The 24,682-nt window shown below is 63.2% G+C and carries 25 protein-coding genes; 10 read left to right on the top strand and 15 right to left on the bottom strand.

The annotated features are described in order from the left end of the window. Window positions 1–10 precede the first annotated feature (10 nt). The 3 genes from AC0L27_RS19265 to AC0L27_RS19255 are packed head-to-tail and all read right to left on the bottom strand — an operon-like array spanning window position 11 to window position 3,160. A complete protein-coding gene (locus tag AC0L27_RS19265; RefSeq protein WP_007601468.1) occupies window positions 11–937 on the bottom strand; it encodes an ABC transporter permease in 927 nt (308 codons plus the stop codon). A 1-nt stretch (window position 938) separates the two neighbouring features. Further along, complete coding sequence (locus tag AC0L27_RS19260) at window positions 939–2,051, bottom strand: ABC transporter permease (protein ID WP_275169752.1); 1,113 nt, start codon at window positions 2,049–2,051, stop codon at window positions 939–941. After that, window positions 2,048–3,160 carry a BMP family ABC transporter substrate-binding protein gene (locus AC0L27_RS19255; protein WP_275169753.1) on the bottom strand — a complete coding sequence of 371 codons (1,113 nt, stop codon included), beginning with the start codon at window positions 3,158–3,160 and terminating at the stop codon, window positions 2,048–2,050. The genes AC0L27_RS19260 and AC0L27_RS19255 overlap by 4 nt, the downstream gene beginning before the upstream one ends. 403 nt (window positions 3,161–3,563) lie before the next feature. Here AC0L27_RS19255 and AC0L27_RS19250 point away from each other — a divergent pair, with 403 nt between their 5' ends. Together AC0L27_RS19250 and AC0L27_RS19245 are read left to right on the top strand one after the other, a co-directional pair. Further along, entirely contained in the window at window positions 3,564–4,823 is a 1,260-nt protein-coding gene (locus AC0L27_RS19250) for an allantoate amidohydrolase (protein ID WP_275169754.1), read from the top strand. A 96-nt stretch (window positions 4,824–4,919) separates the two neighbouring features. After that, a complete protein-coding gene (locus AC0L27_RS19245) occupies window positions 4,920–6,293 on the top strand; it encodes a hypothetical protein (RefSeq protein WP_473320018.1) in 1,374 nt (457 codons plus the stop codon). 9 nt (window positions 6,294–6,302) lie between these two features. On the opposite strand, the gene AC0L27_RS19240 is transcribed toward AC0L27_RS19245, so the two are convergent. Both AC0L27_RS19240 and AC0L27_RS19235 read right to left on the bottom strand, forming a co-directional pair. Beyond that, a complete protein-coding gene (locus tag AC0L27_RS19240) occupies window positions 6,303–7,622 on the bottom strand; it encodes a dicarboxylate/amino acid:cation symporter (protein ID WP_275169756.1) in 1,320 nt (439 codons plus the stop codon). Between the two features lie 203 nt (window positions 7,623–7,825). Beyond that, window positions 7,826–8,047, bottom strand: a complete 222-nt coding sequence (locus tag AC0L27_RS19235) for a helix-turn-helix domain-containing protein (protein WP_275169757.1) — start codon at window positions 8,045–8,047, stop codon at window positions 7,826–7,828. Between the two features lie 351 nt (window positions 8,048–8,398). On the opposite strand from AC0L27_RS19235, the gene AC0L27_RS19230 reads away from it, so the two are divergent. Beyond that, window positions 8,399–8,581 carry a hypothetical protein gene (locus tag AC0L27_RS19230; RefSeq protein ID WP_275169758.1) on the top strand — a complete coding sequence of 61 codons (183 nt, stop codon included), beginning with the start codon at window positions 8,399–8,401 and terminating at the stop codon, window positions 8,579–8,581. Window positions 8,582–8,600: 19 nt separating this feature from the next. On the opposite strand, the gene AC0L27_RS19225 is transcribed toward AC0L27_RS19230, so the two are convergent. The 3 genes from AC0L27_RS19225 to AC0L27_RS19215 all read right to left on the bottom strand — a co-directional run bounded on the left by AC0L27_RS19225 (window position 8,601) and on the right by AC0L27_RS19215 (window position 11,278). After that, window positions 8,601–9,977: a vWA domain-containing protein gene (locus tag AC0L27_RS19225; protein WP_275169759.1), complete on the bottom strand. Its 1,377-nt coding sequence runs from the start codon at window positions 9,975–9,977 to the stop codon at window positions 8,601–8,603. Window positions 9,978–9,982: 5 nt separating this feature from the next. Then, on the bottom strand, window positions 9,983–10,930 hold the full coding sequence (locus tag AC0L27_RS19220; RefSeq protein WP_007601482.1) for an AAA family ATPase: 948 nt from the start codon (window positions 10,928–10,930) through the stop codon (window positions 9,983–9,985). A gap of 147 nt (window positions 10,931–11,077) precedes the next feature. After that, window positions 11,078–11,278, bottom strand: coding sequence for a hypothetical protein (locus AC0L27_RS19215; protein WP_007612817.1), 201 nt, complete (start codon window positions 11,276–11,278; stop codon window positions 11,078–11,080). 224 nt (window positions 11,279–11,502) lie between these two features. On the opposite strand from AC0L27_RS19215, the gene AC0L27_RS19210 reads away from it, so the two are divergent. Further along, a complete protein-coding gene (locus tag AC0L27_RS19210; RefSeq protein ID WP_275169760.1) occupies window positions 11,503–12,477 on the top strand; it encodes a quinone oxidoreductase family protein in 975 nt (324 codons plus the stop codon). A gap of 40 nt (window positions 12,478–12,517) precedes the next feature. Here the strand turns inward: AC0L27_RS19210 and AC0L27_RS19205 are convergent, their stop codons facing one another. After that, window positions 12,518–12,793, bottom strand: a complete 276-nt coding sequence (locus AC0L27_RS19205) for a hypothetical protein (protein ID WP_275169761.1) — start codon at window positions 12,791–12,793, stop codon at window positions 12,518–12,520. 97 nt (window positions 12,794–12,890) lie between these two features. Next, complete coding sequence (locus tag AC0L27_RS19200; RefSeq protein ID WP_007601486.1) at window positions 12,891–13,499, bottom strand: S24 family peptidase; 609 nt, start codon at window positions 13,497–13,499, stop codon at window positions 12,891–12,893. Between the two features lie 165 nt (window positions 13,500–13,664). Here AC0L27_RS19200 and AC0L27_RS19195 point away from each other — a divergent pair, with 165 nt between their 5' ends. Both AC0L27_RS19195 and AC0L27_RS19190 read left to right on the top strand, forming a co-directional pair. Continuing rightward, window positions 13,665–14,189, top strand: coding sequence for a GcrA family cell cycle regulator (locus AC0L27_RS19195; RefSeq protein ID WP_275169762.1), 525 nt, complete (start codon window positions 13,665–13,667; stop codon window positions 14,187–14,189). A gap of 46 nt (window positions 14,190–14,235) precedes the next feature. Next, window positions 14,236–14,811, top strand: a complete 576-nt coding sequence (locus AC0L27_RS19190) for a hypothetical protein (RefSeq protein WP_275169763.1) — start codon at window positions 14,236–14,238, stop codon at window positions 14,809–14,811. A gap of 47 nt (window positions 14,812–14,858) precedes the next feature. Here AC0L27_RS19190 and AC0L27_RS19185 read toward each other — a convergent pair whose 3' ends face one another. After that, complete coding sequence (locus tag AC0L27_RS19185; protein ID WP_007612800.1) at window positions 14,859–15,215, bottom strand: hypothetical protein; 357 nt, start codon at window positions 15,213–15,215, stop codon at window positions 14,859–14,861. Between the two features lie 641 nt (window positions 15,216–15,856). Between AC0L27_RS19185 and AC0L27_RS19180 the strand changes: the two genes are divergently transcribed. Both AC0L27_RS19180 and AC0L27_RS19175 read left to right on the top strand, forming a co-directional pair. Continuing rightward, window positions 15,857–16,042 (top strand): hypothetical protein, encoded by a 186-nt coding sequence (locus AC0L27_RS19180; RefSeq protein WP_007612798.1) that lies wholly within the window; start codon window positions 15,857–15,859, stop codon window positions 16,040–16,042. 141 nt (window positions 16,043–16,183) lie between these two features. Then, window positions 16,184–16,525, top strand: coding sequence for a phasin (locus tag AC0L27_RS19175; protein ID WP_007601491.1), 342 nt, complete (start codon window positions 16,184–16,186; stop codon window positions 16,523–16,525). Window positions 16,526–16,720: 195 nt separating this feature from the next. Here the strand turns inward: AC0L27_RS19175 and AC0L27_RS19170 are convergent, their stop codons facing one another. From AC0L27_RS19170 to AC0L27_RS19160, 3 genes are all read right to left on the bottom strand, one after another. Beyond that, window positions 16,721–17,038, bottom strand: coding sequence for a c-type cytochrome (locus tag AC0L27_RS19170; protein WP_275169764.1), 318 nt, complete (start codon window positions 17,036–17,038; stop codon window positions 16,721–16,723). A gap of 291 nt (window positions 17,039–17,329) precedes the next feature. Then, window positions 17,330–18,160 (bottom strand): alpha/beta fold hydrolase, encoded by an 831-nt coding sequence (locus AC0L27_RS19165; RefSeq protein WP_085384826.1) that lies wholly within the window; start codon window positions 18,158–18,160, stop codon window positions 17,330–17,332. Window positions 18,161–18,317: 157 nt separating this feature from the next. After that, window positions 18,318–20,114 (bottom strand): ShlB/FhaC/HecB family hemolysin secretion/activation protein, encoded by a 1,797-nt coding sequence (locus AC0L27_RS19160; protein WP_473320014.1) that lies wholly within the window; start codon window positions 20,112–20,114, stop codon window positions 18,318–18,320. Window positions 20,115–20,244: 130 nt separating this feature from the next. Here AC0L27_RS19160 and AC0L27_RS19155 point away from each other — a divergent pair, with 130 nt between their 5' ends. Together AC0L27_RS19155 and AC0L27_RS19150 are read left to right on the top strand one after the other, a co-directional pair. Continuing rightward, window positions 20,245–21,495 (top strand): FecR family protein, encoded by a 1,251-nt coding sequence (locus AC0L27_RS19155; protein WP_473320013.1) that lies wholly within the window; start codon window positions 20,245–20,247, stop codon window positions 21,493–21,495. A 60-nt stretch (window positions 21,496–21,555) separates the two neighbouring features. Beyond that, complete coding sequence (locus AC0L27_RS19150; protein ID WP_473320011.1) at window positions 21,556–24,297, top strand: EAL domain-containing protein; 2,742 nt, start codon at window positions 21,556–21,558, stop codon at window positions 24,295–24,297. Between the two features lie 17 nt (window positions 24,298–24,314). On the opposite strand, the gene AC0L27_RS19145 is transcribed toward AC0L27_RS19150, so the two are convergent. After that, window positions 24,315–24,575: a hypothetical protein gene (locus AC0L27_RS19145; RefSeq protein WP_275169768.1), complete on the bottom strand. Its 261-nt coding sequence runs from the start codon at window positions 24,573–24,575 to the stop codon at window positions 24,315–24,317. Between the last annotated feature and the right edge of the window lie 107 nt (window positions 24,576–24,682).

Raw genomic sequence — 24,682 nt, 5'->3', positions numbered from 1 at the left:
GATTCGCTTCCTAGCGGGTGATCGACAATTCGGCCGGGGCTCCGGTCAGCGTGCGCTTCGGCGAGCAGGTGATGATCATGATCGCCAGGGTCAGGATGTAGGGTGCGGCGTTGAAGAGGTGGTAGCCGGAGGTGACGCCGACCGATTGCAGCGCCGGGCCCAGCGCCGCGGCGCCGCCGAAGGCGAGCGAGGCCCACAGGCACAGCAAGGGATCCCAGCGCGCGAAGATCACGAGCGCCACGGCCGTGATTCCCTGGCCCGATGACAGGCCCTCGTTCCAGCTTCCGGGATAGAACAGCGACAGGAATGAACCGCCGATGCCGGCGAGGAAGCCGCCGACCATGGTCGCGCGCAGGCGGATCAGCAGCACGGAGTGGCCCATCGCACGCGCGGCATCCGAACTCTCGCCGGCCGTGCGGATCAGGAGGCCCCAGCGCGTAGTCCGGAAGGCCCAGTAGAGAATTGGCGCGAGTGCGACGCCGATCAGGAAGAGCACGTTGACCCGTAGTGCCGCGCGCACCTGCGGAATGTCGCTCCACCAGCCGAAATCGATCGCGGGCAGCCGCGGTGCTGTCGGCTCGATCAGCGGCTTGCCGAGATAGAACGCAAGCCCGGTGCCGAACAGCATCAAGGCGATGCCGACCGCAATGTCGTTGACGCGCGGCAACGAGCAGATGCCGGCATGCAGGGCGCCTAGAAGCGCGCCGGTGATGCCAGCGGCGAGCACGCCCAGCCACGGCGATCCCGTGAGGTAGGAAATGCCGTAGGCGCTCATCGCGCCCATCACCAGCGTGCCTTCGAGGCCGAGATTGATGCGGCCGGAGCGCTCGGTGATGCATTCGCCGAGGCTCACGAACAGGAACGGCGTCGAGACGCGAATGGCGCCGCCGAGCACGGCGAGCGGGACGGTCCAGAGTCCGATCGAGCCGTCTGCCATCTCAGGACTTTCCCTTCAGAAACCCGATGCGGCCGTAGAGCGCATCGCTCGCCAGCACGAAGACAAAGATGATGCCTTGCAGCACCAGCACGGATGCATCCGGCAATCCGAGGCGGCGCTGCAACAGCCCCCCGCTGGCGCTGATACCACCGAGCAGGATCGCGACGGGGATAATGGCGAGCGGATTGTGCCGCGCGAGGAAGGCGACGAGTATCCCGGTAAAGCCGTAGCCCGCGGCGAGGTTGGCATTGGTGCGCCCCTGCACGGCGGCGACCTCGACCATGCCGGCAAGGCCGGCGGCGCCGCCTGCGAGGAAGCAAACGGTCAGGATCAGCTTGCTGACATTGAGGCCGACGATCTTCGCAGCGCGGATGTTGCCGCCGGCAACGCGCGCGGCGAAGCCAAACACGGTATGATAGATCAGGATATAGGCGGCGATCGCGGCGATCAGACCGAACACGAGACCCCAATGCACGTCGGTGCCGGGAATCGATCCGAACATGTTGGCGGCGCCGATCTCGCGGGTCGACGGCTTGTTGAGGCTGGCGGGGTCGCGCATCGCGCCTTCGACGAGATGGTTGAGGACAGCGAGCGCGATGTAGACGAGCAGCAGGCTCGAGATCGTCTCGTTGACGCCGCGATATTGCCGCAGCGCGCCCGAAAGCATGACCCACAGGCCGCCGCCGATCACGCCGGCGATGACCATGGCGATTTGCACGATGAGCGGCGGCATGCCCTGAAGCAACAACGCCGCGCTGGTTGCCGACAGCGCGCCGATCAGGAGTGCGCCTTCGCCGCCGATGATGACCATGCCGAGCTGCGCGGGCAGCGCCGTGCAGAGTGCGGTGAGGATCAGCGGCGCCGCGCGCGTCAGCGTGTTCTGCCACGAGAACCAGGTGCCGAACGCGCCGTAGTACATGTAGAAATAAAGGTCGAGCGGGCTCTTGCCGAACATTGCGACGAAGATGCCGAAAACCCCGAGCGCGCCGACCAGCGCCACGCCCGGGATCAGGACATATTCGATCGCTCCGCCGTGACGTTGCAGGAATCCCGCGTCGGCTGCCGGGGCAACCGTCCCGACCGCTTCAACGGGATCCGCAGCTTCCGTCGTCACGAAGTCGCCCCGACCACGCCCTCCACAAGATAGTCCATCTTCTCGAGCTCGGGATCCTTCTGGCCGCGATCGGTGCCGGCCGCGATCACCGTCTTGCCCTTGTTGTCGACCAGCCCTCCCTTGAAGATGGCGTAGCCGTCACCGGACAAGAACTTGGCTTTGACGTCGTCGGCGTGCTTGCGCGCCTCGGCGGAAACTGCTTCGCCATAGGGTGAGGTCTTGACGATCTCTTCCTTGAGGCCGCCGCGATAGAAATTCGGAATGCTCTCGCCGGCGGCGATCATCTTGACGAACTTGGGGTACAGCGCTTCCCAGTTCCACTCGGCTCCCGTGAGATACGCCTTCGGCGCGAGGGGCGACTGGTTGACGTGATAGCCGCACACCATGGCGCCCCGACGCGCGGCGTTCTCGACCATGGTCTTCGGGCCGTCGACGTGACAGGTCAGCACGTCGACGCCCTGGTCGATCAGGCTGTTGGTCGCCTCGGCTTCCTTGACCGGCATCGACCAGTCGCCGGTGAAGATGACCTGCGTGGTGGCCTTGGGATTGGCAAGCCTCGCGCCGAGTGCGAATGCGTTGATGTTGCGCAGCACCTGCGGGATCGGTTTTGCCGCGACGAAGCCGAGCTTGCCGCTCTTGGAGCTATAGCCGGCGACGATGCCCGAGATGTATTGGGCTTCATCGATATAGCCGAAATAGCTGCCAGCGTTCTTGGGGTCCTTGTCGCTCCAGAGGCCGCCGCAGTGCTCGAAGTGCAGCTTCGGGAATTTCTTGGCCATCTTGACCATGTGCGGATTGTAGTAACCGAACGAGGTCGGGAAGAGCAGGGTGGCGCCGTCGAGATTGATCATGGACTCGATCGTCTTCTCGACCGCGTCGGTCTCTGGCACCTTCTCTTCTTCCACGACCTTGAGGCCGGGAATCTTCTTCAGCGCCGCGGCGCCCTGCGCATGCGCCTGGTTGTAGCCATAGTCGTCGCGCGAGCCGACATAGATGAAGCCAATGGTCGTCTCGGCCGCGAAGGACGGGCGGGCGCCGGTCGCCGCGCCGAGGGTGAGGGCCGCACCACCCTGCAACAAATGACGTCGTGAGATCCTGCCAAATTCCATTGCTTGCTCCCCTTGGCGGATGCACCGCCTCATCTCGCGCTGCGCCGGTCTGGCGGAGCCCGGGATGGATTGTCGCAAGCTTCGTGCCAGAGGTTGCCGAGAGAGCACTTCCAAATAACGCATTGAAAATAAGAATGTATTTTGCGAGTTCTGATCCTGACCAGGAAATCAGCAGATGAAATTGTAGGCAGTATTTTGTAATTGTATGCAATGGAGTTAAGCAGTCTTAACCAGCGCGGACGTGTGCATGACGAGGGCGGGTGGTCTGCCGGCGACCCGCATTCATGCTAACCACGCGCTGATTGGAACGGTGGCTTCAGCGTGTTTCGCTGGCACCGAACTTGAATCGATTATCGCCCGGATTGCCGTCCCTGCGGTCCCAAGAGATGGAAAGCTCGCCGAGATGGCTGCTGGTAACGCCGTTCAGAATGGATCGCTCGGCGAAGAGATCGTGCGAGGGATCAATGAGCTCGCGGCGATCTCGGAAGAAGGCGACAAGCTCACCCGCATCTTTCTGACCAGCGAGCTGCGCAAGGCTGCGGACCTCATCCTGAGCTGGATGCGCGACGCCGGCATGAGTGCGCGTCTCGACGCGATCGGCAACGTCTGTGGGCGTTACGAAGGGGAGGGGCCGGGCGCGCCTTGCCTGATGCTCGGCTCGCACTACGACACCGTGCGCCATGCCGGCAAATGGGACGGGCCGTTGGGCGTGATCACGGCGATCGCCTGCGTCGCCGATCTCAACCGCCGCGGCAAGCGCCTCCCGTTCGCGATCGAAATCGTCGGTTTTGCGGACGAGGAAGGGGTGCGCTTTGCCTCGACCTTGCTCGGCAGCCGCGCGGTGGCCGGCACCTTTGACGAGAGCGTCCTCAACACACGTGACCGCGATGGCGTGTCCATGCGCGATGCGCTGGTGCAGTTCGGGCTCGACCCCGATCATATCGGCGCGGCCGCGCGGGCCCGGCGCGAGCTGCTTGCCTATCTCGAGCTGCATATCGAGCAAGGTCCTGTGCTGGAAGCGCAAAACCTGCCCGTCGGCGTGGTCACCGCGATCGCGGGCGCGACACGGCTTGCCGCGCGGCTGACCGGCATGGCGGGGCACGCGGGCACGGTGCCCATGGCGCTCCGGCGCGATGCGTTGGCGGGCGCGGCCGAATGCATCGGCGCAATCGAGCAGTTTTGCCGCACCGACGAGGATGGGCTGGTCGGCACCGTCGGCTACATCCAGGCGAGGCCCGGCGCGACCAATGTCATCCCGGGCCAGGTGTCGTTCACCATCGACATGCGGGCACCGACCGACATGCACCGCAAGCGCGCGGTTGCCGATGTCGTCAGGCAGATCGAAGCCATCGCAAAGCGTCGTCAATTGACGCTCCAGCTTGACGTCACCCACGAGAACCGCACCGCGCCTTGCGCGCCCTGGCTGAAGGACCAGATCGCGCAGGCAATTCAAGCGGAAGATTTCCCCGTGTTCGAGCTGCCGAGCGGGGCCGGGCATGACGGCATGGCCATGATCGACATTGCCGATGTTGGCATGATCTTCGTCCGCTGCCGCGGCGGCATCAGCCATCATCCGGACGAGCATGTCGAACTCGCCGATGCCGACGCCGGCGCGCGGGTGTTGCTGCGGCTGATCGAGAATTTTCGGCCGCGGGAAGGCTAAACTGACCCGCAAGTCACGGGATAGAGACACGAATCAGACAGGTCTAGAGCCGCGACGGCCTCCCGCCGAACCACGAGACACCATTCGACGGCGCCTATGAACAGCGGCATCTCTTTTCCATCCCATCGCGAAAACCGGTTTTACCAGGGTGTGGCGGCGACCTTCGTCGCCAACGCGATTCAGGCTGTGAATTTTCTCGGTGATCGACTCCTGAGGCAGTCACATCATCCGCTCACGGCCATGGAGGACCTCTACCGGCACTCGATGGACAGCGCCTTTTCGGTAACCGAGTCCTTCCTCGTCACCGGCGCGCCGCACGCCTCTGCGTACTATCCGCGCGACTTCGCCTGGTTCTATCCCGACGTCCTCGACCCCGACACCATCATGGATTCGCAGGATGCGGTGCGGCGGGCTCGTCTGCTCGAAAAGAGCGTCCGCCTGCTGCTGGAAGCGGTTCGCGCCAATGTCGTCACGACGACCATCGTCCCGGCGGGGCGCTTTCGGTATCTCGGCGTGAACTATTTCTCGCGCCCCTCGGATACGCTGCTCGGCATTCTGGCCGGCCTGCAGCAGATGATCTCTGCCGAGGAGAGAGCGTCATCCTTCCTGGCGATGTCGCAATGCGCGCATGCCGGTCGCCTGCTGCTGGCCGAATATGGCGGTGATCTGAAGCGCGCGATCCTCCAGCTCGCAAGCGAGCTAGAGCCGTTCAATGAGGGCGACACGAGGCGTTTGCTGTGCGATGCCAGTGCTCCGCGCTCCGCGGCAACCGACACGCGCGCCGAGCGCAGGCGTTTCGTCACCAATGCCTGCGTCTACACGACGTTCGTGTGGGGCGTGCAGCTCGGAATCGTCGACGAGAACGAGCTGAAGCGGCTGCTCGGACGCGACCTGGCGCAGTACAAGAGGGACCTGCTCGGCCTGTTCGGCAAGGGTGGCTATATCAGGCATTCCCTGGACGGCCCCACGGGCTCGCCGGTGTTCTCGGTCGCGCTGGATTTCGTCAGCGTGCATCTGGGCTTCTGGGATATGAGCGAGCCGGCCGAGCGCGCGCTGTTCGCGGCCACGGCGGATCTGATCATTGGGGAGCCACGCTTTCGCATCCCCGGCACATTCCACTTCCTGGTGTCCGCGGATAATCCGCGGAACAAGATGATCCACAAGATCGCGGCTCCCGCCTACCAGGGGCGTTCTTCCTGGCCGACGTTCAACGTCGAGTTCGCGGATCGCATGCTGGACTATGACGAATTCTCGGGGAGCGATACCTACCGCGCCTGCGCGCAAGGAATATTGAAGGACATTCGCACCGCGACCGAAGTCCACGGCGGCTATCAGGAACTGATCTCGGAACAGGGCCTGAAATATCGCACCTGGGCCTACAAGGGCGCCGTGGCCCACTCCTGGTTTCCGCGTTTCCTCTCCGTCTGGAGGAGGGCGCACGGAACGCCGCTCCTCCAGTGGAATGACTGAGCGGAGGGGTTATCCCGCCGTCACGTCCACAAGCTCGCCGCCGTCGAGGACCTTGGCCGCCTTGGCGCGGTCGAGGTCGCCTTCCCAGGCGGCCACCACCACGGTCGCAACGCAGTTGCCGGTGAGGTTGCCGACCGCGCGAGCCATGCCGATGAACCAGTCGACCGACAAGACCAGCACGAGGCCGATCGCTGGGATGCTCGGCACCGCGTTCAGCGTCGCCGCCAGAATCACGATCGCGGAGCCCGGCACGCCATGCGCGCCCTTCGAGGTGATCAGGGAGACGCCGAGCACGAGCAGGAGGTCGCCGAAGGACAGCGGCGTGTTGGTTGCCTGCGCGATGAAGACGACTGCGAGCGTGAGGTAGATCGAGAAGGCGTCGAGGTTGAAGGAATATCCGGTCGGGATCACGAGGCCGACGACGGAATCCTTCACGCCCATCCGCTCCAGCTTCTTCATGATCTGCGGCAGTACGGCGTCGGACGAGGCGGTCGCGAGCACGATGGTCAATTCCTCGCGCAGGTAGGCGAGGAATTTGAGGATGCTGATGCCGGCGAGCGCCATCACGCCGCCGAGCACGCCCAACACGAAGATGCCGACCGAGACGTAGAACAGCGCCACCAGTGAGACCAGCTGCTTGAGCGAGCCGACCCCGTATTTGCCGACGGTGTAGGCGACTGCGCCGAGCACGCCGAGTGGAGCAACGCGAACAATAAGCCCCATGACGCGGAACAGCACGGTCGAGGCGGCATCGATCATCGACGTGACGAGCTTGCCTTTCTCACCGCCGACCAGCGCGAGACCCACGCCGAACAGCACGGCGAAAAATAAGACCTGGAGCACGTCGTTGCGCGATAAGGCGTCGAACGAGGTGCTCGGGATCACGTTGAGGAGGAAGGAGCCGATGCCGCCGCCCTGCAGCTTGTGGGCGTTGTCGGCGTAGGTATTGAGCGCCTTGGCATCGAGCGTCGAGGGGTCGATGTTCATGCCGTGGCCGGGGCCGAAAGTGTAGGCGAGGATGAGACCTACCACGAGCGCGACTGTGGTCATCACCTCGAAATAAATCAACGCTTTGACACCGACCCGTCCGACCTTCTTGAGGTCGCCCGCGCCGGCAATGCCGTGCACTACGACGCAGAACACGATCGGCGCCACGATCATCGAAATCAGCTTCAGGAAGGCGTCGCTGAGAATCTTGAGGGAAATGGCAAAATCCGGGACGGCCACGCCGAGGATGATGCCGAGGATCAACGCGGCGAGGACCTGGACGAACAGCGATGTGTAGAGCGGTTTTCGCTCGGCGGCCGGGGCCGCGGCAATGGTCGACATGGTGACTCCCCCGTTTTGACGACGTCTCGATCGTCGAAAGGAGCAACTAGCGTGCCAGATTGTCGCGGTTTCGCTGAGGCGGAGGTCTATTTGGTCGCTTTTGCGGTGCGACCGGACACCCGCACCGGCCCCGGGGGCCGTTCGAGGTGCCGTCGGTCACGTGGACGGGCGATTTTGCGGTCGTTCCGCACGCGGGTGGCGCGTCACGCCGCGAGATCCAGCAGCCGACACGATCCGCGTACCAGCACCTTGCGTCCATTCGGCGTCATGACCGGCACGCCGTCGCTGACGACGACAAGACCAAGCTTGACGAGGCTCTCGATGAGATAGGCCTTCGCAAGACGACCGTTCGACACCGGGTTGCGAAGCGCCTTCAGAACCTCCCATTGGTCCGGCGTAAGATCGAAGTCGATGTCGTTGCTCATTGTTGCCTCAAGCCGTGGTGCCGTTCGTGCGCCTCTGTTAGAGGCGCTGCATGAAGACCGTGCGACGACAATGAGTCGGGAATTCGGTGAGGCGTTTAGAACTTCTCTTCACAAATTGCTGCATGCCATTGCGTCACAAGAGTTAAGATCGCTCGATCATGATTATAGTCCCGGGCCTCGATCACATATTGATGATGTGCGTTTGATGCTGGTCCGCGAACTACCGCGCTGCACGGGCAGCGCTGCTGTCTCATTCCGCGTCGCAATATGCACAGAAATCATGAGACGAAGGGTTCGAGATTCTGTTACGCTGATCGCGCGGAATGGCTTCACACGCCAGGAGTGGAGTGCATGAACAGGCTGGTCGAAATTCGCAGTCAAGAATCTCTGTGCCGGGAGCGCGCCGCGCTTGATTTCCAGCGCCGGGTTTTCTGGCTTGCGCAAGCTCAAGAATGGGAGCAGCGCGCGCTTGACGAGATCGCCTATCATTTCCGGGAGTGCAATGTGGCTCACGCGGAGCTGGCGCGAAACTGACGCCGGCTGTGGGTAGGGCCTACTGATAAGTCGCCACGATATCGGACACCGCGCGCTCAAGCTGCTGCGCGGTGGAGCACTGACGCACCACGCTGCAGAAGGTCGCATAGCGCGGCATCTCGGAATCGCCAAAGCCCCAGGCGAGACGTCCTTCGGGATTGAGCCAGACCAGCCGCTTCGAACGCTCGGAGATGCGGCGCAGGATGTCGGCGCGCGGATCGAGATTGTTGCTGCGGGCATCGCCCAGCACGATCACCGTGGTCTGCGGCGTCAGCGCGCTCATGAACTCCTTCTCGAAATCGGCCAGCGACGAGCCGTAGTCGGAGGAGCCGAAGCCGACCTTGGACATGATCTCGGCCATCGCCTCTTCCGGTGGTTTCGATTCCAGGATGTCGCTGACTTCGATCAGATGCGAGGAGAAGGCGAAGGAATGGACGTCGTCGACCACCTCGTGCAGCGAGTGGATCAGGAGCAGGAAGAAATCCGAGACCTGCGCGACCGAGCCGGAGACGTCGCAGAGCGCCACGATCTTCGGCCGGTCGCGATGCTTGCGCTTCCACGCCGTGAGAAAGGGGATGCCGCCCCAGGCGGCGTTGCGGCGCAGCGTGCGGCGGACGTCGAGATGACCGCGCCGTTGGCGCTTGCGTGGTTTCGAATAGCGCTCGCGCAGGCGTCGCGCGATCTGGCGGATGAGGGCGCGCATTTCCGCGACATGGCGCCGCTCGATGCGGGCAAGCGGCGCGTTGCGCAGAATCTCATTGCGGAGGTTTTCGGCCTCCTCGCGGGCATAGAGCGCAAGCCCCTGCGCGACGGTGTCGCGAACGGCTTCGCGCAAGGCATCGAGCGCGGCGCGAAGCCGCTCGGCCAGCGCCGGGTTGGTCGCGGTCAGCTCGTCGAGATCGTCGCGTAGTCGCTGGAGCCCCATGGCGTCGAGGATGCGGCTGGAAAAGATGCCGCGCTGGGTGGAGTAGCGGATGTCGGACAGCGAGGCCGCACCTGAGGCGCTGGCGATCGCGGCGCTGATCGCGTTGCGATCCTGCGACAGCAGCATTTGCGCGAGGGGGCCCAATTCTGCGGGAGGCGAACCGCCGCTCGCATCGCTGGCCTCGCCGGACGACGGAGATTGATCCGCGTCCTCCGAAACATCGTTGCTGTTGGCTTCAGATTGTTCCTGCCGCGGCTCGGGCTGACTGAAGAACAGATCGAAACAGTCACCCAGCGCGAGCTTTTCGTCCTGCGACTTGGCGAGCGTCAGAAGGAGCGCATCGCGCAGGATGGTCCGGTCGGAAACGCCGACCTGCGCGACCGCGCGCATCGCGTCGATGCTTTCGGCAGGCGAGACATGGACGCCGGCGCCCCGTGCCGCACGGAAGAAACGATGAATATTCTCGCGCATCGGCGTCAACCGAAGACGTTAGATCGTGCTGCCTTGGCAATGAAGGTCGTGATCTGAGGCTGAGCCGCCTCGATGTCGGCCTCGTATTTCAGGAGCACGTTGAGCGTGTCCTTGACGATCTCGGTGTCGAGCTCCGAGGCCTGCAAGAGCACCAGCACGCGCGCCCAGTCGATGGTCTCGCTGACCGAAGGCAGCTTCTTCAGGTCGAGCGAGCGGATTTCGTGGATGAAACCGACCATCTGCCGCCGCAGCGTCTGCGAAATGTTGGGGACGCGGCTCTCGACGATGCGCTCCTCGAGCCGCTGCTCGGGGAAGCCGATGTGCAGATGCAGGCAGCGCCGCTTCAGGGCGTCGCCGAGATCGCGCTCGCTGTTGGAGGTGAGGATCACAGTTGGCGGCGTGATCGCGGAGACGGTGCCGAGTTCTGGGATCGTGACCTGGAAATCGGAGAGAATTTCCAGCAGCAACGACTCGAATTCCGCATCCGACTTGTCGATCTCGTCGATCAGGAGCACGCAGCCGCCCGGCTGCTCCAGCGCTTGCAGCAGCGGCCGCGGCTCGACGAACTCCTTGGAGAAGAACACGTCACCGAAATCGTGGAGTTGATTAAGTGCAGCGTGCAAAGTCTGCGCGCCGCCAAGGACTTCGCCGAGCTTGTCCTTGAGGATCTGCGTGTAGAGAAGCTGCTTGGCGTATTTCCATTCATAGAGCGCCTTGGCCTCGTCGAGGCCTTCGTAGCACTGCAGGCGGATCATCTTCAGGCCGCGCCAGGCCGCGATCGCCTTGGCAAGCTCGGTCTTGCCGACGCCCGCCGGGCCTTCGACCAGGATCGGTTTCTCGATCTGCTGCGATAAATAGACGGCGGTCGCGATCTGCCGGCTCGCGATGTAGCCTTGCGCGGCGAGGCCGCTCTCCACTGCCTCGATCGCTGTCGAAGGCTTCTGTTCAGCCACGAAAAGGCGCTCCCAAAGGTCTTGTTTGAGGCTTGTTCTGCCTGCGTTCACGGCAAAGAACAAGCCTCGTTTGGGAGAGGCCAGACCCGCGCGAGTGGGCGTTTTTTCCGCTCAGCGCAAATAATCGGGTGGCCACCGGCCGCGCGATCAGTGCCGCAGCAACTCCGGCTTGCGGATCGTCTGTCTGACCTCGGCGCCGCAATCGGCGCATTCGTAGACGAAGTCGATCTTGGCAAGACTCCAATGCGGTTCGACCTCGCGCACATACATTGGAAGGAACCCCATGCATGCAGGGCAAATCACAGGCGCGATTTCGATATCCTGATGATGCTGTACATAAGCTGGCATCTCGGCTCTCCTTCGCAGACGACCTCCATACCCGCGCCAAGGCTACTGCCGGCAGGCGCAAGGCCGACATCAACTCTTTCGAACAGAGGCGGAACGGCTGAGGTTTGTCGTTCGCTGTGACATTCTTGTTACGTCTCTGTACTGTGACGGGGGGACCAAATACCTATCTGGAAAGCCCGATCCGGTATTCGGATTTTGACCTCAACGATAAGGGAGCAACGCCCATGACGCATGCCATTCGCTTTCACAAGACTGGTGGTCCGGAAGTGCTGGTCTGGGAGGAGGTCAGTGTCGGCAAGCCCGGACCGGGCGAGGCACGAATCCGCCATACCGCCGTGGGTCTCAACTTCGTCGACATCTACAACCGTTCGGGCCTTTACCCGGCACAACTGCCGAGCGGGCTCGGTAGCGAGGCTGCTGGCGTCGTCGAGGAGGTCGGGGCGGGTGTCACCGATCTGAAACCGGGCGATCGCGTCGCCTACGGCGCCTCGCCGCTCGGGGCCTATTCCGAGGCGCGGCTGATCCCGGCCGACCGACTGCTGAAGCTGCCGGACGGTATCGATGACAAGACCGCGGCGGCGATGATGCTGAAGGGGCTCACCACGCAATATCTGATCCGGCAGACCTATCGCGTGAAGGCCGGCGACACCATCCTGCTCCATGCGGCCGCCGGTGGCGTCGGCCTGATTCTCTCCCAGTGGGCCAAGCATCTCGGCGCGACCGTGATCGGCACCGTCAGCAACGACGAGAAGGCCAAGCTCGCCAAGGCGCACGGCTGCGACCATGTCATCATCTACAGCCGCGAGGATTTCGTGAAGCGCGTGGACGAGATCACAGGCGGCAAGAAGGTGCCGGTGGTCTACGATTCCGTCGGCAAGGATACGTTCCTGAAGTCGCTCGACTGTCTCGCGCCGCTCGGCGTCGCCGCGCTGTTCGGTGCGTCCTCCGGCGCCGTCGAGCCGCTCAATCTCGGTTTGCTCGCGCAGAAGGGCTCGCTCTACGTCACCCGGCCGACGCTGTTCACCTACGCCGCGAAGCGTGAGAGCCTGGTCGCGATGGCAGGCGAGCTGTTCGACGTCGTCAAGTCCGGCGCGGTCAAGATCGAGGTGCACCAGACCTATCCACTGAAGGACGCGGCCAAGGCGCATGCCGATCTCGCTGGGCGCAAGACCACGGGATCGACCGTTCTCACGGTGTGAACTCCGGACGGGGGCGTGGTGCGGGTCGCTTGGGCCTGCGTCACGTCCGCTCGTGCTTGCGCAGATCGCGGGCGTGATCGAGGCGCACGGCCTGGACGTCGACTTCTTCGGGCGGGATCCGGGGCAGGGCAGCCTCAGCGAGGATCGTCTCGGTCACGTCTTCAACCGAATTCTCCACGATCTCCTGGATGAACGAGATGTTCCGATATTCACCTGAGGCGACGCGGGAAATGACCTCGCGCCTGGTGATTTCAGGGTCGACGACCGCCTCGCGGCCGCGGCGCCCATAGTCGATCATCACGACGAAATACTGCATGAAAGAATCCTGCCGTGCCCCATGGTCGGGCACGGCGGAGTATTTCCGAAAAACGGAATCAAGTCAAGGTCAATTTCGAAAAAACGGAAATTGCTGCCTACTTGCTCCTCTTGCGAGGGCGCGCCGACTTGGCGCGCAGCCGCTCCAGCTGGCCCTTGGGCATGGACAGGCAGATCTCGCCGACCCACTCCAGTTTCACGCCGACGATCTGCTTGGCATTGAAGCTGGTGAGATTGACGACGGAGGGGGATTTGCCCCGCTCGATGGTCTTCAGATAGCGCTCGCCGGTCTTGAGCCGGACCACGGCCTCCTCGCCGTAGAAGCTCGACAGCGGATGGCGCTGGTCCTTGTAGACCACGATTACGTCGCCGCTCTCGTATTTGGGCAGCATCGAATCGCCCACGATCTCGAATGCGATGGTCTCCTCCATGATCGGAAAGGGCAACGCGATGTCGCCAAGGCCTTCGGGGGGAACCTGCTCATAATCCGGCTCGATCACGGCACCGGCCCCGACGCGGCCCATGATCGGCGCGAGATTGAGCTCGAGATATTCCATGATCGGAATGATTTCCGAAGCCTTCACCAGGCGTTCGCCGCCCAGGATCTCCGAGACAGCGCCGGGGCGAACGCCCATGGCAGCCGCCAGACCGCCCTTGCTCTTGCCCGTCTTTTCCAAGCCCCGTTCGATCATTGCCGCGTCCAACATGTGATTCCCTCGATTGTCCGTCGTTCCGCCTCTTGTAATCCGAAATTCGGAATTGATGCAATTATGAATATCAGAATTATCGCTTGACTTGGGCTTCGGAATACCGGAATGTTAGCTCCGCCTCGCGATCGTGCGATCGGAGGAGGCGCATCACAGGACAGCAGCATGGAACCGGGCCATTGGCCGTCGGAGCACTCCGACGCGCTTCGCGACTATTTTCTCAAGGGAATGTCTTATGCGGAGATCGGAAGACAGATTAACGCAAGGTTTGGAACGGCTTACACGCGCAACGCGGTGGTCGGCCGCGCCAAGCGGCTCGGGCTGATCGCGCCGGTGCGGACGACGAGCCCGTCGATCGTGCCGGTGCTACCGTCTGGAGCCTGTTTCCTCCCGCACCGTCCCGCGTTACTGAATCTGCCGCCGAAATCCGCGATGAAGCCTGCCGCGCCGGTCAAATTGCGCTGCGTCGGCGTCCAGCCGCGCCTGGTCCCGTTGGTCAAACTCGCCAGCGAGGACTGTCGCTATCCCTATGGCGGCGACAAGGACGGGGAGGAGATTACCTTCTGCGGCCATCCGCGTGAGCCGGGCTCGAGCTATTGCACGCCGCATGCGCGCCTGACGCGTCGCGCCGGAGCTGGCTCCGCGCGCGTCGCCGGCCCCGTCGTGCTGAGGCTGGTCTCCGCCGCCTGATCCCACGACCGCCCGTTCAATCGTCAATTTCGCAAGGAGTATCCGAGTGGCACGTGTCCGACGCAACAGATCCTACAAATTGGCGAGTGTCTACGACCGACGCTCACGCGAGATACCGTTCAATGCGGAGGTGGCGGAAGTCGAGGTGGACAATCCGCTGGCGCTCGACCCCGGCGAAAAGATCATGGCCGTGCGGTCGATCCGCAGCGATCCGCTCGGCCGGCTGCACGCGCACCGTCAGATCGACGAGGCGCAATATCGCGGCGGGCGCGCCTTCCAGAACGATTGGGAGAGGGCCGAGCGAGGCCTTCAGGCAATCGACGCAACCCGCGAATATGTTGATGGCGCTCGCACGCGCGAGCCGGTCACCGAGAGCCAGCGCCAGGCGGTGCTGCGGCTGAACCGGGTCGAGCGCGAACTCGGCACCGACGGCGCCGCGCTAGTGCACGACGTGTTGGTGCTGGGCCTGACCATGGACGAGATCGGCCAGCGTCGCGCCGTCCGTACGCAGCGCTGGACCGACTATTTTGCCCGACGTTTTCGTGAATGCCTGGATCGTCTGGCGCTGATCTATGGCTTTGCGACGGAAACGGGGACACGGCGTGCAGGGCAAGGCAGATGACAATGGCGCTCCCCGCGACCGCGGCCGCGGGAGCGCCGGTCTGCTGCTTAGGGATGCGGGAGGATCTGGTAGGTCGTGGTATAGGGCTCCACGCGCAGCGAGGCGTTGGCCAAAAGCCCTATTCTGGCGGTCGGCGCTTGCTGTAATTCGCCGTTCGGACCGCGATGCACGTTGTATTGCCAGACGGTGAGATCGCCCTTCTGTGCCAGAGCATGTGCAACGGCGCTGGCATCGTTGCCGCCGAGCGCCTGAAGCTCCTCTGTCGACAATCCGACGACGATTTCGTCCTTGATGGTGACGATCTTGAACAGGTTCATCCTGGTCTCCTGCGCCCATGCGCCTTGTATCGAGAAGGTGAGAAGCGCGACTGCGGCGCCCTTGATGAGATCGCAGCGGGAAAGCATGCCGTCGTCCTTTGGTGCTGGGGCGCCGGAATCGATCAATGCATCGGCCATGGCGCCCGTAATCTGCGTGACTGTTTCGCCATCGCTTTGTCGTTTGCTCCTCGAAAACGGTTCACGGCCAGAAACAAATGCGGCCGCGCCGTGGTTGCCGATCCATGGCGCGAAATCGACGTTTATTTCGTCGACGATACAACCGCCGATGCCGGACTCAACAATTACGTGTATACGCTGATGAAGCGCAATTTCGCGTTCACCAATGTCCATTCACATCCGAAAGAAGACGAAACGCAGCGTCGATTGACGGCGATCGAGACTGTATGCCTGATCGATGACGCTTCTTGACGCAGGTGGGTGACGGCGGCCTATATTCCTGTTATCCGGAATTGCCGTGGCGCGATGCAGACGAAGCATCGCTGCGCCAACCGTTAGGCTTGCCGGATGAGTTGTTTCTTGACATAATTGCAACCTGTTCAGGTGTGCCCGCTTGCACACGTAGCTCGGCGTGCGAACCCACCGGGCTCCCCCGGCCGAAAGTGCGCCATCGCCATAACATCCGATTATGGCATCCGGTTGTGGCGTTCGGTTCTTAGTCGGGACCTCGATGTTGGATCACGAAGTTCGATGCTTGTCATAGGTGCGAGATGAAGAACCTCAATTTCGCAGCTGAGCTGCACCTCAAGCTCGGCGCGCCTGCAAGCGGCACTGTCGAAAGCCTGCGCCTGCTGCGTGCGTTTTTGAAGCTCGCGCCCCGGCAGCGTTTCGAGGTCATCAAGCTCGTCGAAGACCTAGCCACCGAAGAAACCCTTCCCGAACACCCCCTGTCCTGAGCCGGCCTGCGCGCCGGCCTTACGCCTTGCCCCTCGTTTGCCTGCCAGAGTCGGCCGCCGGGCATGTCTTCCCCCGGCTGGACGCTGGCAGGCGATCCGGCAAGTGTGGTATTCAGTTCAGAAAACGGGAGGAGTGCGACCATGATCGAACCGAAGCTCGAAGTTCCGGCCGAACTGCGCGACTTGGCCGAGAAGACGATTGACCAGGCGGAAAAGGCATTCGGAATGTTTTTCGAAGCCGCCACCAAATCGATGACCACCGTTCCGGGCGCGGGGGCGGACGTGTCGAAGCAGGCGCTCGCTTTCACCGAGCAGAACATGAAGTCGGCGTTTGAGCATGCTCGCAAGCTCGTCCATGCCACCGACCTTCAGGAGGCGATGCGAATCCAATCGGATTTCCTGCGCAGCCAGTTCACCAGTGCCGGGGACCACATGCGGCAGATGACCGGCAGCCTCATGCAGCCGGGGAAGGGCAAGTCCTGACTGTCGGTGTGTTTACGGCGCGTCCACAGATTGGACCTGCGCCGCGTGGATATCCGCACGTCGCTACGGGTACCGGTCCATGATGGGCCGGCGAATGGACCTCATTCACAGCCCATCATCCTTCTGCCGATCCCTGTCGGTTCTCCGGCAGGGATTTGCATTTGTCGCAAGTGTCTCGACCGCTCGGCCGCTCTGCTAACGCAGCGATGCGATGTAGGCCGCGATGTCGCCGGCTTCAGTCCGGCTCAAGGGGAAATTCGGCATCTTCGGGTGCGGATCTAGCAAGAAAAAGGCGAGCCTTTCCGAACTGAAGTCGGGCCTGCGCGCAACCGATGCGAAAGAGGGGACGTCGGCGCTCGCCTGGGTCTGGCCGTTCGCCACGACATGGCAGCTGGCGCACCAGCGCCTCGCAAGGTCGGCGCCGTGATCTGCATCGGCGGCGAGAGCGGACGACGTGCCCATGCTCGAGGCCACTGCAACCAGCAGGCAAATTCGTCTTAAATGCCGGTGCATGGGGAACCCTGTGTGTTGTTGGATCGCGACGCCGTCCTCATCCGCAACACGAACCCGGAAACTGCGAGAGGTCGATGCGGGCGATGATCGACCGCAGCAGCTTTCGGGCCGAACGATAGAGATGCCGGGCGAATCTCGGCGTCCTTCCCGCGGGCAGGACAAAGCTTGTCGTATCGAGTCTTTTCGTATCAAGGCTTTCGATGGAGTGCGACACGTGCCTCTCCGAGATGGCGAGGCCCTTTGTATCGTGGCCGGCTCGCGGCAGCCTTGATCTGCCGCAAAGGGGCCGGACTAATAGTCGCCGGGGTTCATGATCATCGGGCTTCGTGTATCGGCCGGGGCGAGCGCGCTGCTGGCGCTGTCGCGCAGGAAGCGGTCGAGTGTTGCCTGGATTTTCTCCTTGACGGCATCGGGACCGCGATCGCTCATCTCGGTATGCTGTGCGCCAGTGTGGATAATGTCGATGCCGCGCGCTTTGGCCTCTTCCGGCGTCGGCAGCACGCCGGGATCTGTTACGAAATGCGGATCCTTCGAGCGGAACGACAGGATCTTCATGTTGTCGCTAAGCACGAAAGGCACCCGCAGATTGTCGAGCGTGATCACTTTCGACACCAGCTCCGGGTGCTGATGGGCGACATACATCGAAACGTCGCCACCGTTGGAATGCCCGACGAGCGTGATGTGGTCGTAGTCGGCGTTCTCTTGCCGCCGCTTCAACTCGCCCAAGGTGAAGAGGATGTTGGCCTCGCAGCGGATATAGACCTCGCGCCGGCCGACATATTGCTGGCCTGCCTTGGTCATCAGCGGCGGATCGCTCGGCAGATCCTGCTGGATGCTGGCGACGAGATAACCGCGTGCGGCGAGCACGTTGGCGAGGAAGGAATATTCGGTGGCCTTGACGGTATTGCCGTTGCTGATGATGGCGAGCGGGAGCTTCCAGAGGCCGAGATTGGCCTTGGTCTCGTAATCGCGCCGTACAGCGATTTCGACCGCGATCGGCCGCTGGCGCGCGGCGTCGAACAGGGTCAGAACCTCATGGCGGATCGCGAACCGGCTGACGACGAAATACTGGCCGACGCCGAGGACGCAGAGGAACGCCAGAACTGCAAACACCCTTTTCATGGTTCCGTCTCAAATCACTTTTGACTGAACATGGCCATTGGGAAATCCCGGATCGAGCGATCGTGAGCAGGTTACCGGATTAAATTTAGGTAAGTCTGTGAGCCACGCCCCAAAAAGGGCCGCATGTCGGGGGCCACAGCGCGAAGCACAAGGGGGGTTACAGACAACCGCCCTTGCCGCGTTCCGAGCACAGTCGCAACGCGCTTGACAGGGTAAACAGGAAGCGCGGGCTGCGGCGCTCGTTGTCGGGCGCCCGGTAGCTCAGGGGGACGGCCACGCCGAGATCGGCCTGGAAATCGTCCGGCAGGAAGAACCGCACGCCGGCTCCGGCCGAGGTCAGCGACAGGCCGTCGCTGAGGCGGTAACCGTCGTTCCAGACGGCGCCGGCGTCGCCGAAGGCATAGAGCTGATAGCCGGTCCAGTAGCGGAAATTGAGCTTTTGGTCGAAGCGCAGTTCGAGCGAGCCGGCAAGACCGTTGTCCCCGCTGATCTCTGCTGCGCCATAGCCGCGGCCGAAGGCAGCGCCGCCGAGATAGAATTGCTGCGAGGTGAACAGCGGCCGTGACGCCGTCTGGCTCGCAGCGGAGAGCTTGAGCGACCAGACGTCGTTGAGTGTCTGGTAGCGCGTGAACCAGAGGTTCAGCACTGAAAAGTTCGATGACGCGCCATCGCGCGACAACAGGTCGTCGTTGAAATGCGAGGCACCGAAGATGTCGAGGCCCTGGCGGTAGGTCAATGTCGCGAAATTGGTGCCGCCCAAATGATCCTGGAGCCGGTAATCGGCGGTCAAGCTCGCGGTCCTAATGTGGTCGTTGTACCAGGGGCCGTAAAGGTCATGCTCGGACACATTGCTGAAGGTCATCGCCGTAGTCAGGGTCAGCGAGGACAATTGCGACTGCAATGGGACGATGCTGGCACGCAGCTCGAACGCCTCGGTCGTGGTGATGTCGCTGTCGAGGCGGCGGGCATCGCCCGGCCTGACCGCGCTGTACAGGACGGACCCGCCGAGACGCACGCCGTCGACGCCGACGGGTGCATCGTAGGACAGCCGTGCGAAGCCGAGCTGGCGGGGGTCGTTGGCGATGGTCGACAGGTTGACGGCCAGCGTGTCGCCGGGCGTGAGATAGGAGTTGAACGCGCCGGTCGCGTAGGTCTGCCACGGACCGACTGATGATGAGCCGAGATTGTCCAGACCGAATGAGGAGAAGACGTGCCAGGTCTTCAAATAGACGATGAGGCGGAAGCGGCCGGATGCACCGCCGATCTCCTCGAGTGCGGTATCGGTGATCCGGACGCCAGGTCTGCCGTTGATGAGAAAGAGCTGGCGTTCCAGCGTTGCCAAGCGCGACGGTTGCTCGGCCAGAACCGGCCCAAGCATCGGTCTCACGCCGAACTGCTCGGCGCCGTCGCCTTTCAGCTCGGCCTGCACGATGGCGCCTTCGACCACCCGGATCCGGAGCAGACCGTCGGCAATATCCTGCGGCGGCACGATCGCACGGCTCAGGTGGAAACCATCGGCGCGGTAGAGATCGCTGATCGCGCCGGCGATTGCGGCGAGATCCGCCTGCGAAACCTTCTTGCCGACATAGGGCTGGTAGACCGCGGCGATCCGATCGGGGGAAACGGCGCGGGCTCCGCTGACGTTGATGCCGCGCAGCACGAACTGAGGCTTGGTATCGCCGCCGGTGTTGGGCTGGTCGACTGTTGGTAGCCTGACCGGAGGACGGCTCAGCGATTCCCGCTCGGTTTGGTTTTCGAAATATTTTTCTGGTTGGCGCGGATCGAAGCCCGCCTGGTTCGCCTGTTGTGAGAAAGCCTGAGGAACTCCGGCGAAAAACGGTGCCAACAGCACGATTGTGGTAACGAGATGCCGCTTCTCAACGCGCGCGACGCGGCTGCCCCCGTAGTTTGACGGAGATGTGCCCCTCATGCGGTAAGAGTTCGTTAGCCCCATGATTTTTCATAGTTTTTTATGGTCAATGAACCGTTAACGCGACCACTCCGCTGGCCGCTACCCGCTAATCCTATGTTGAGTGATTTCGGATACCCCTCAGGACTGGCTGTAACGCGGACTGAGGATCGTCATGCTGAACAAGATTGGAATGCAGTGCGCCTTCGTGGCTGCGCTGATCCTGGGAACGGCTTCCGCCGCATTCGCCGCGGACGACGGCGTCTGGTCGGTCGGCAAGGCCACCGGCGAGGTCTGGGTCGCCACCAGCGGCGCGCAGCAGTTTTCGTTGAACCAGCAGGAGGCACTCAAGCCCGGCGACACCATTCGCACCGGACGTAACGGACGCGTGCTGCTCGTCCGCGGCGAGGAAACGATCCTGATCTCTCCCAACTCGGTGGTCGGCCTGCCGACCGAGAAAAAGGACGGTCTCTCGACCACCATCATCCAGCAGGCAGGCTCGATCCTGCTCGAGGTCGAGAAGCGCAACGTCAAGCATTTCGAGGTCGAGACGCCCTATCTCGCCGCCGTCGTCAAGGGAACGCAGTTCAGCGTCACCGTGAATGCGGGCAGCACCAGGGTCGGCGTGCTCCGCGGCCAGGTCGAGGTCTCCGACTTCAAGACCGGGCAGATCGCCCAGGTCCTGCCCGGGCAGGCCGCCACCGTGTTCGAGCATGGCAAGCCAGGCCTCTCTTTGAGCGGCTCCGGAACGTTCAATCCGATCGAGCACGGCAAGCCGCGCGCCTCGAGCATCGAGCGCGTCCCCGTGCCGAAATCGGGCCTGGCCGCCCCGCGGAACGCAGCGAACGGCCATGCGATCCATGCGCTCGGTCCGATTGACAAGGGCACCAAGGCGGCCGCCACGCCCAAGCAATCGCATCAGGCGGCCGGAGCTCACGCGCCCAAGGGCGGTGCTGCAAAGCCCGGCGTCGTGCGCATCTCGAGCTCGCTCGGCGAGGTCAAGCTGAACGTCCACAAGGTCACGCGCGGGCTCGCTCACGGGGGCGTTGCTCCCGGGCAGGTGCGCAACGCGCATGCCAGCACCGAGACAGTCTGGAGTAACTCTAAAGCGAGCACGACGGCATCCAACAGCACCGTCCAGACTGCGGTGACGACAAGTGGTGCCGTAACGGCTGGCAGCAGCAGTTCGTCAAATCCAGGCGCCGCGATCGCCGCAGCGGCCGCCAACGGAAACGCTGGCGGCAACGGCAACTCCGGCAACGGCAACTCCAGCAACGGCAACTCCGGTAACGGCAATTCCGGCAATGGCAACGGTAATGGCAACGCCGGCGCCACCGGTAACGGCAGGGGCAACAACGGCAACGGCAATGGCGGCGGCAACGGCAGCAATGGCCACGGCAATGCCTTTGGCCACAACAAGCACTGAGGCGATTTCTTAGGGGATGAGGGGGCGTACCAGCAGAAGCCGGTGCGCGGGAGGATCGGAGTGAAGCGCTATCGTCCGCATATTCTAGTCGTGATCGCGCTTGCGATCGTGCTGTCCACGGGGTGGCATGGCGCGGTTCGCAACGCGCTGACCGACCTGCGGTTCGCCTGGCAATCGCGTGCCGCGAGCGGCAATGTCGTCGTGGTGGCCATCGACGCGCCCTCGATCGAGCAGATCGGGGTATGGCCCTGGCCGCGCCGGCTGCACGCGGAACTGTTGCACAGGTTAGAGGCCGCGGGGGCGCAGGACGTTGCGTTCGATGTCGATTTCAGCTCGCCATCCGATCCGGCGTCCGACGAGGCCTTCGTCAACGCACTGCGTGAGGTCGGCGGCTCGACGATCCTGCCGTCCTTCAAGCAGCCGACGCCGAATGGCGGAGCAGCTCACATCAATCGGCCCCTGAAGCCGTTCAGCAACCAGTCGTGGCCGGCGCTGGTCAATGTCGCGATCGAATCCGACGGGCTCGTTCGCCGCTATCCATTCGGCGAGAAGCTCGGCGACGCCTTGATGCCGTCGATGGCCGTCGTGCTGGCCGGACAGGACGCCAATCGGCGGCCGCCTTTCCTGATCGATTTCAGCATTCGGGCGGGCTCCGTTCCGAGTGTCTCGTATGTCGACGTGCTCCGCGGCGAACCGGCTACTCTCGACAAGCTGAGAGACAAGAAGGTCATCATTGGTGCGACGGCGCTCGAGCTTGGCGACCGCTTCAGCGTTCCAAATGGCCGCATCATCTCCGGACCCATCCTCCAGGCGCTGGCAGCGGAATCGATCCTCCAGAGCCGGATGCTGCGCTGGACTTCCGATACCGGCATGATCCTGGGTCTCGCCGTGATCTGCCTGCTGATGGTGTTTTCGTGGCGCCGCTTCGGACCGGGAATTCGCGTCGCACTCCTGATCTCAGCCGGAGCGATCTTCGAACTGGTTGCGGTCCTCGTGCAGGCAAGATGGCCCTTCATCATCGACACATCGCTGTTCCACATCGCGATTGTGGCTTATCTGACGGCGATCGCACTCGACGAAATCGACTTCCGCGGTCTGTTGGGGCGCATCGCCGAAAGCCGCTTTCATCGTATCGCGATGTCGCTCGGCGATGGCCTCGTCTGCACCGACGAAGGTCAGCTGATCACCGTGTGGAATCCCGGCGCCAGTGCGATCTTCGGCTATATGCCCGCCGAGATCATCGGCCGCCCGTTCGAAACGCTGTGCGCCGTGTCGGTGGACGGTGACGCGAGGCCGTCCATGCGCGACGCCGCGCGCCAGGCACTCCTGGTCCCCGGCGGAGCGGTCGTCGTTGAATTCGAAGGGCGGCGCAAGAACGGTGAAATTTTCTCGGTCGAGGCGAGCTTCTCGGGTTGGCAGGGAACGGACGGCTTTCAGTACGGAGCTATCCTGCGCGATATCTCGGTCCGCAAGCGCGAGGCCGAACGCGTCAGATATCTCGCCGAGTACGACGCGCTGACCGGACTTGCCAACCGCAACACGCTGCATGCAGGATTGGTCGGCATGATCGCGGATGCGGGGCAGCGCCCTTGCGAGGTCGCGCTACTCGTCATCGGGCTCGACGGTTTCCAGAGCATCAACGACATGCTCGGTCATGCCGCCGGAGATCTCGTGCTGCAGGCGGTCGCTGGCCGCTTGAAGGACCAGGCGGACGACGGCGCTATCGTTGCCCGGCTCAGCGGAGACGAATTCGCCATTGCGCGCAAAGGCGCCGATGGCGACGAGCCGATCGCGGACTTCGCCGAGCGCATTGCGCGCGCGTTCGAAGCGCCGCTTGCGACCGGCACGCGGCAGCATCGCGTCAGGATCAGCATCGGCGTCGCCGTCCATCCAGAAGGCGGGCACAACGCCGACGATCTCCTGAGCAACGGTCATCTTGCGCTGACCAAGGCAAAGCTGACGCGGCGCGGCGGTTATGTGGTCTTCGAGAGCGCGATCCGAGAGGAGCTGGAGAACCGGCTAACGCTGGAGGGTGAATTGGCGCTCGCCGCGGATCGCGGCGAGTTCGAACTGTTCTACCAGCCCCAGGTTCGCCTGATCGACGCGAGCCTGGTCGGGGCCGAAGCTCTCATCCGCTGGCGGCATCCCGTGCGCGGCTACGTTTCGCCGGGAGAGTTCATGCCGGTGGTCAACAGCTCAGCCCTATCCGAGCGGATCGGAAACTGGGTGATGGAGACCGCCTGCCGGCAAGCACGCGCCTGGGAATTGTCCGGCGACAGAGTGCGGGTGGCGATCAACCTGTCGCCCTCGCAGCTCCACTCCGGCGATCTCGCACATTCAGTTGCGGGGATGCTCGAAGCGACAGGGCTCACGCCGTCGCTGCTCGAACTCGAGGTCACCGAAGACATCCTGCTTCACGACGAAGCCCGCGTGCTCGACATGTTCAAGCGCATCCAGCAGCTCGGCGTCCGCGTCCTGTTCGACGATTTCGGCACTGGCTATGCAAGCCTGAGCTATTTGAAGAAGTTTCCGCTCGATGGACTCAAGATCGACCGGTCGTTCGTGCTCGGTCTGCTCGCGAACTCCGACGATGCCGCGATCGTCGGGTCGACCATCGGCCTCAGCAAACGGCTCGGACTGACGGTCGTGGCCGAGGGCATCGAGAACCGCGCTACGGCCGATTTCCTGGTGAGCATGGGATGCGAGGAAGGCCAGGGCTATTTCTTCGGCCGTCCGATGCCGGCGGAAGCATTCGAGCACCAATTCCTCGCGGTCGAGTGCGCCGCCGTTAGTGCCGCCTGAACGGGTCCGCTCGATCTCTAGCGCCGACGCGCTACCGCGACGCCGAACAGGAAAGCCACGAACAGGCTGGCAAGCGGTGCTTCGCGCGTGATCGCGGCGACGGTCGCGAGGGGCTTGCCCGGCTTTCGAGCTTCGTCGATAGCGGAGGTCACGCGGTCGACAGCTGCATGCAGGCCACCTGCGACTTCACCGATGGTGCGGGATACGTCCGTCGCGGCATCGATGGCGCGCTCGGCCATGCCGGGATGTGAGGTGGACTGCGGGATCTCCGTGCTCAAGTGCGCAACCTCCAGGTGATCATGTGTTGGCGGAGGCCGATACCTTTGGCTATCCGCGCGAGCGCTCGTTCTGAACAGCGGGTCGGACGACCTTTGGCTATCCGCGA

Source organism: Bradyrhizobium sp. Ken51 (assembly GCF_055807435.1).
This window is presented reverse-complemented; position numbering and strand designations above follow the sequence as displayed.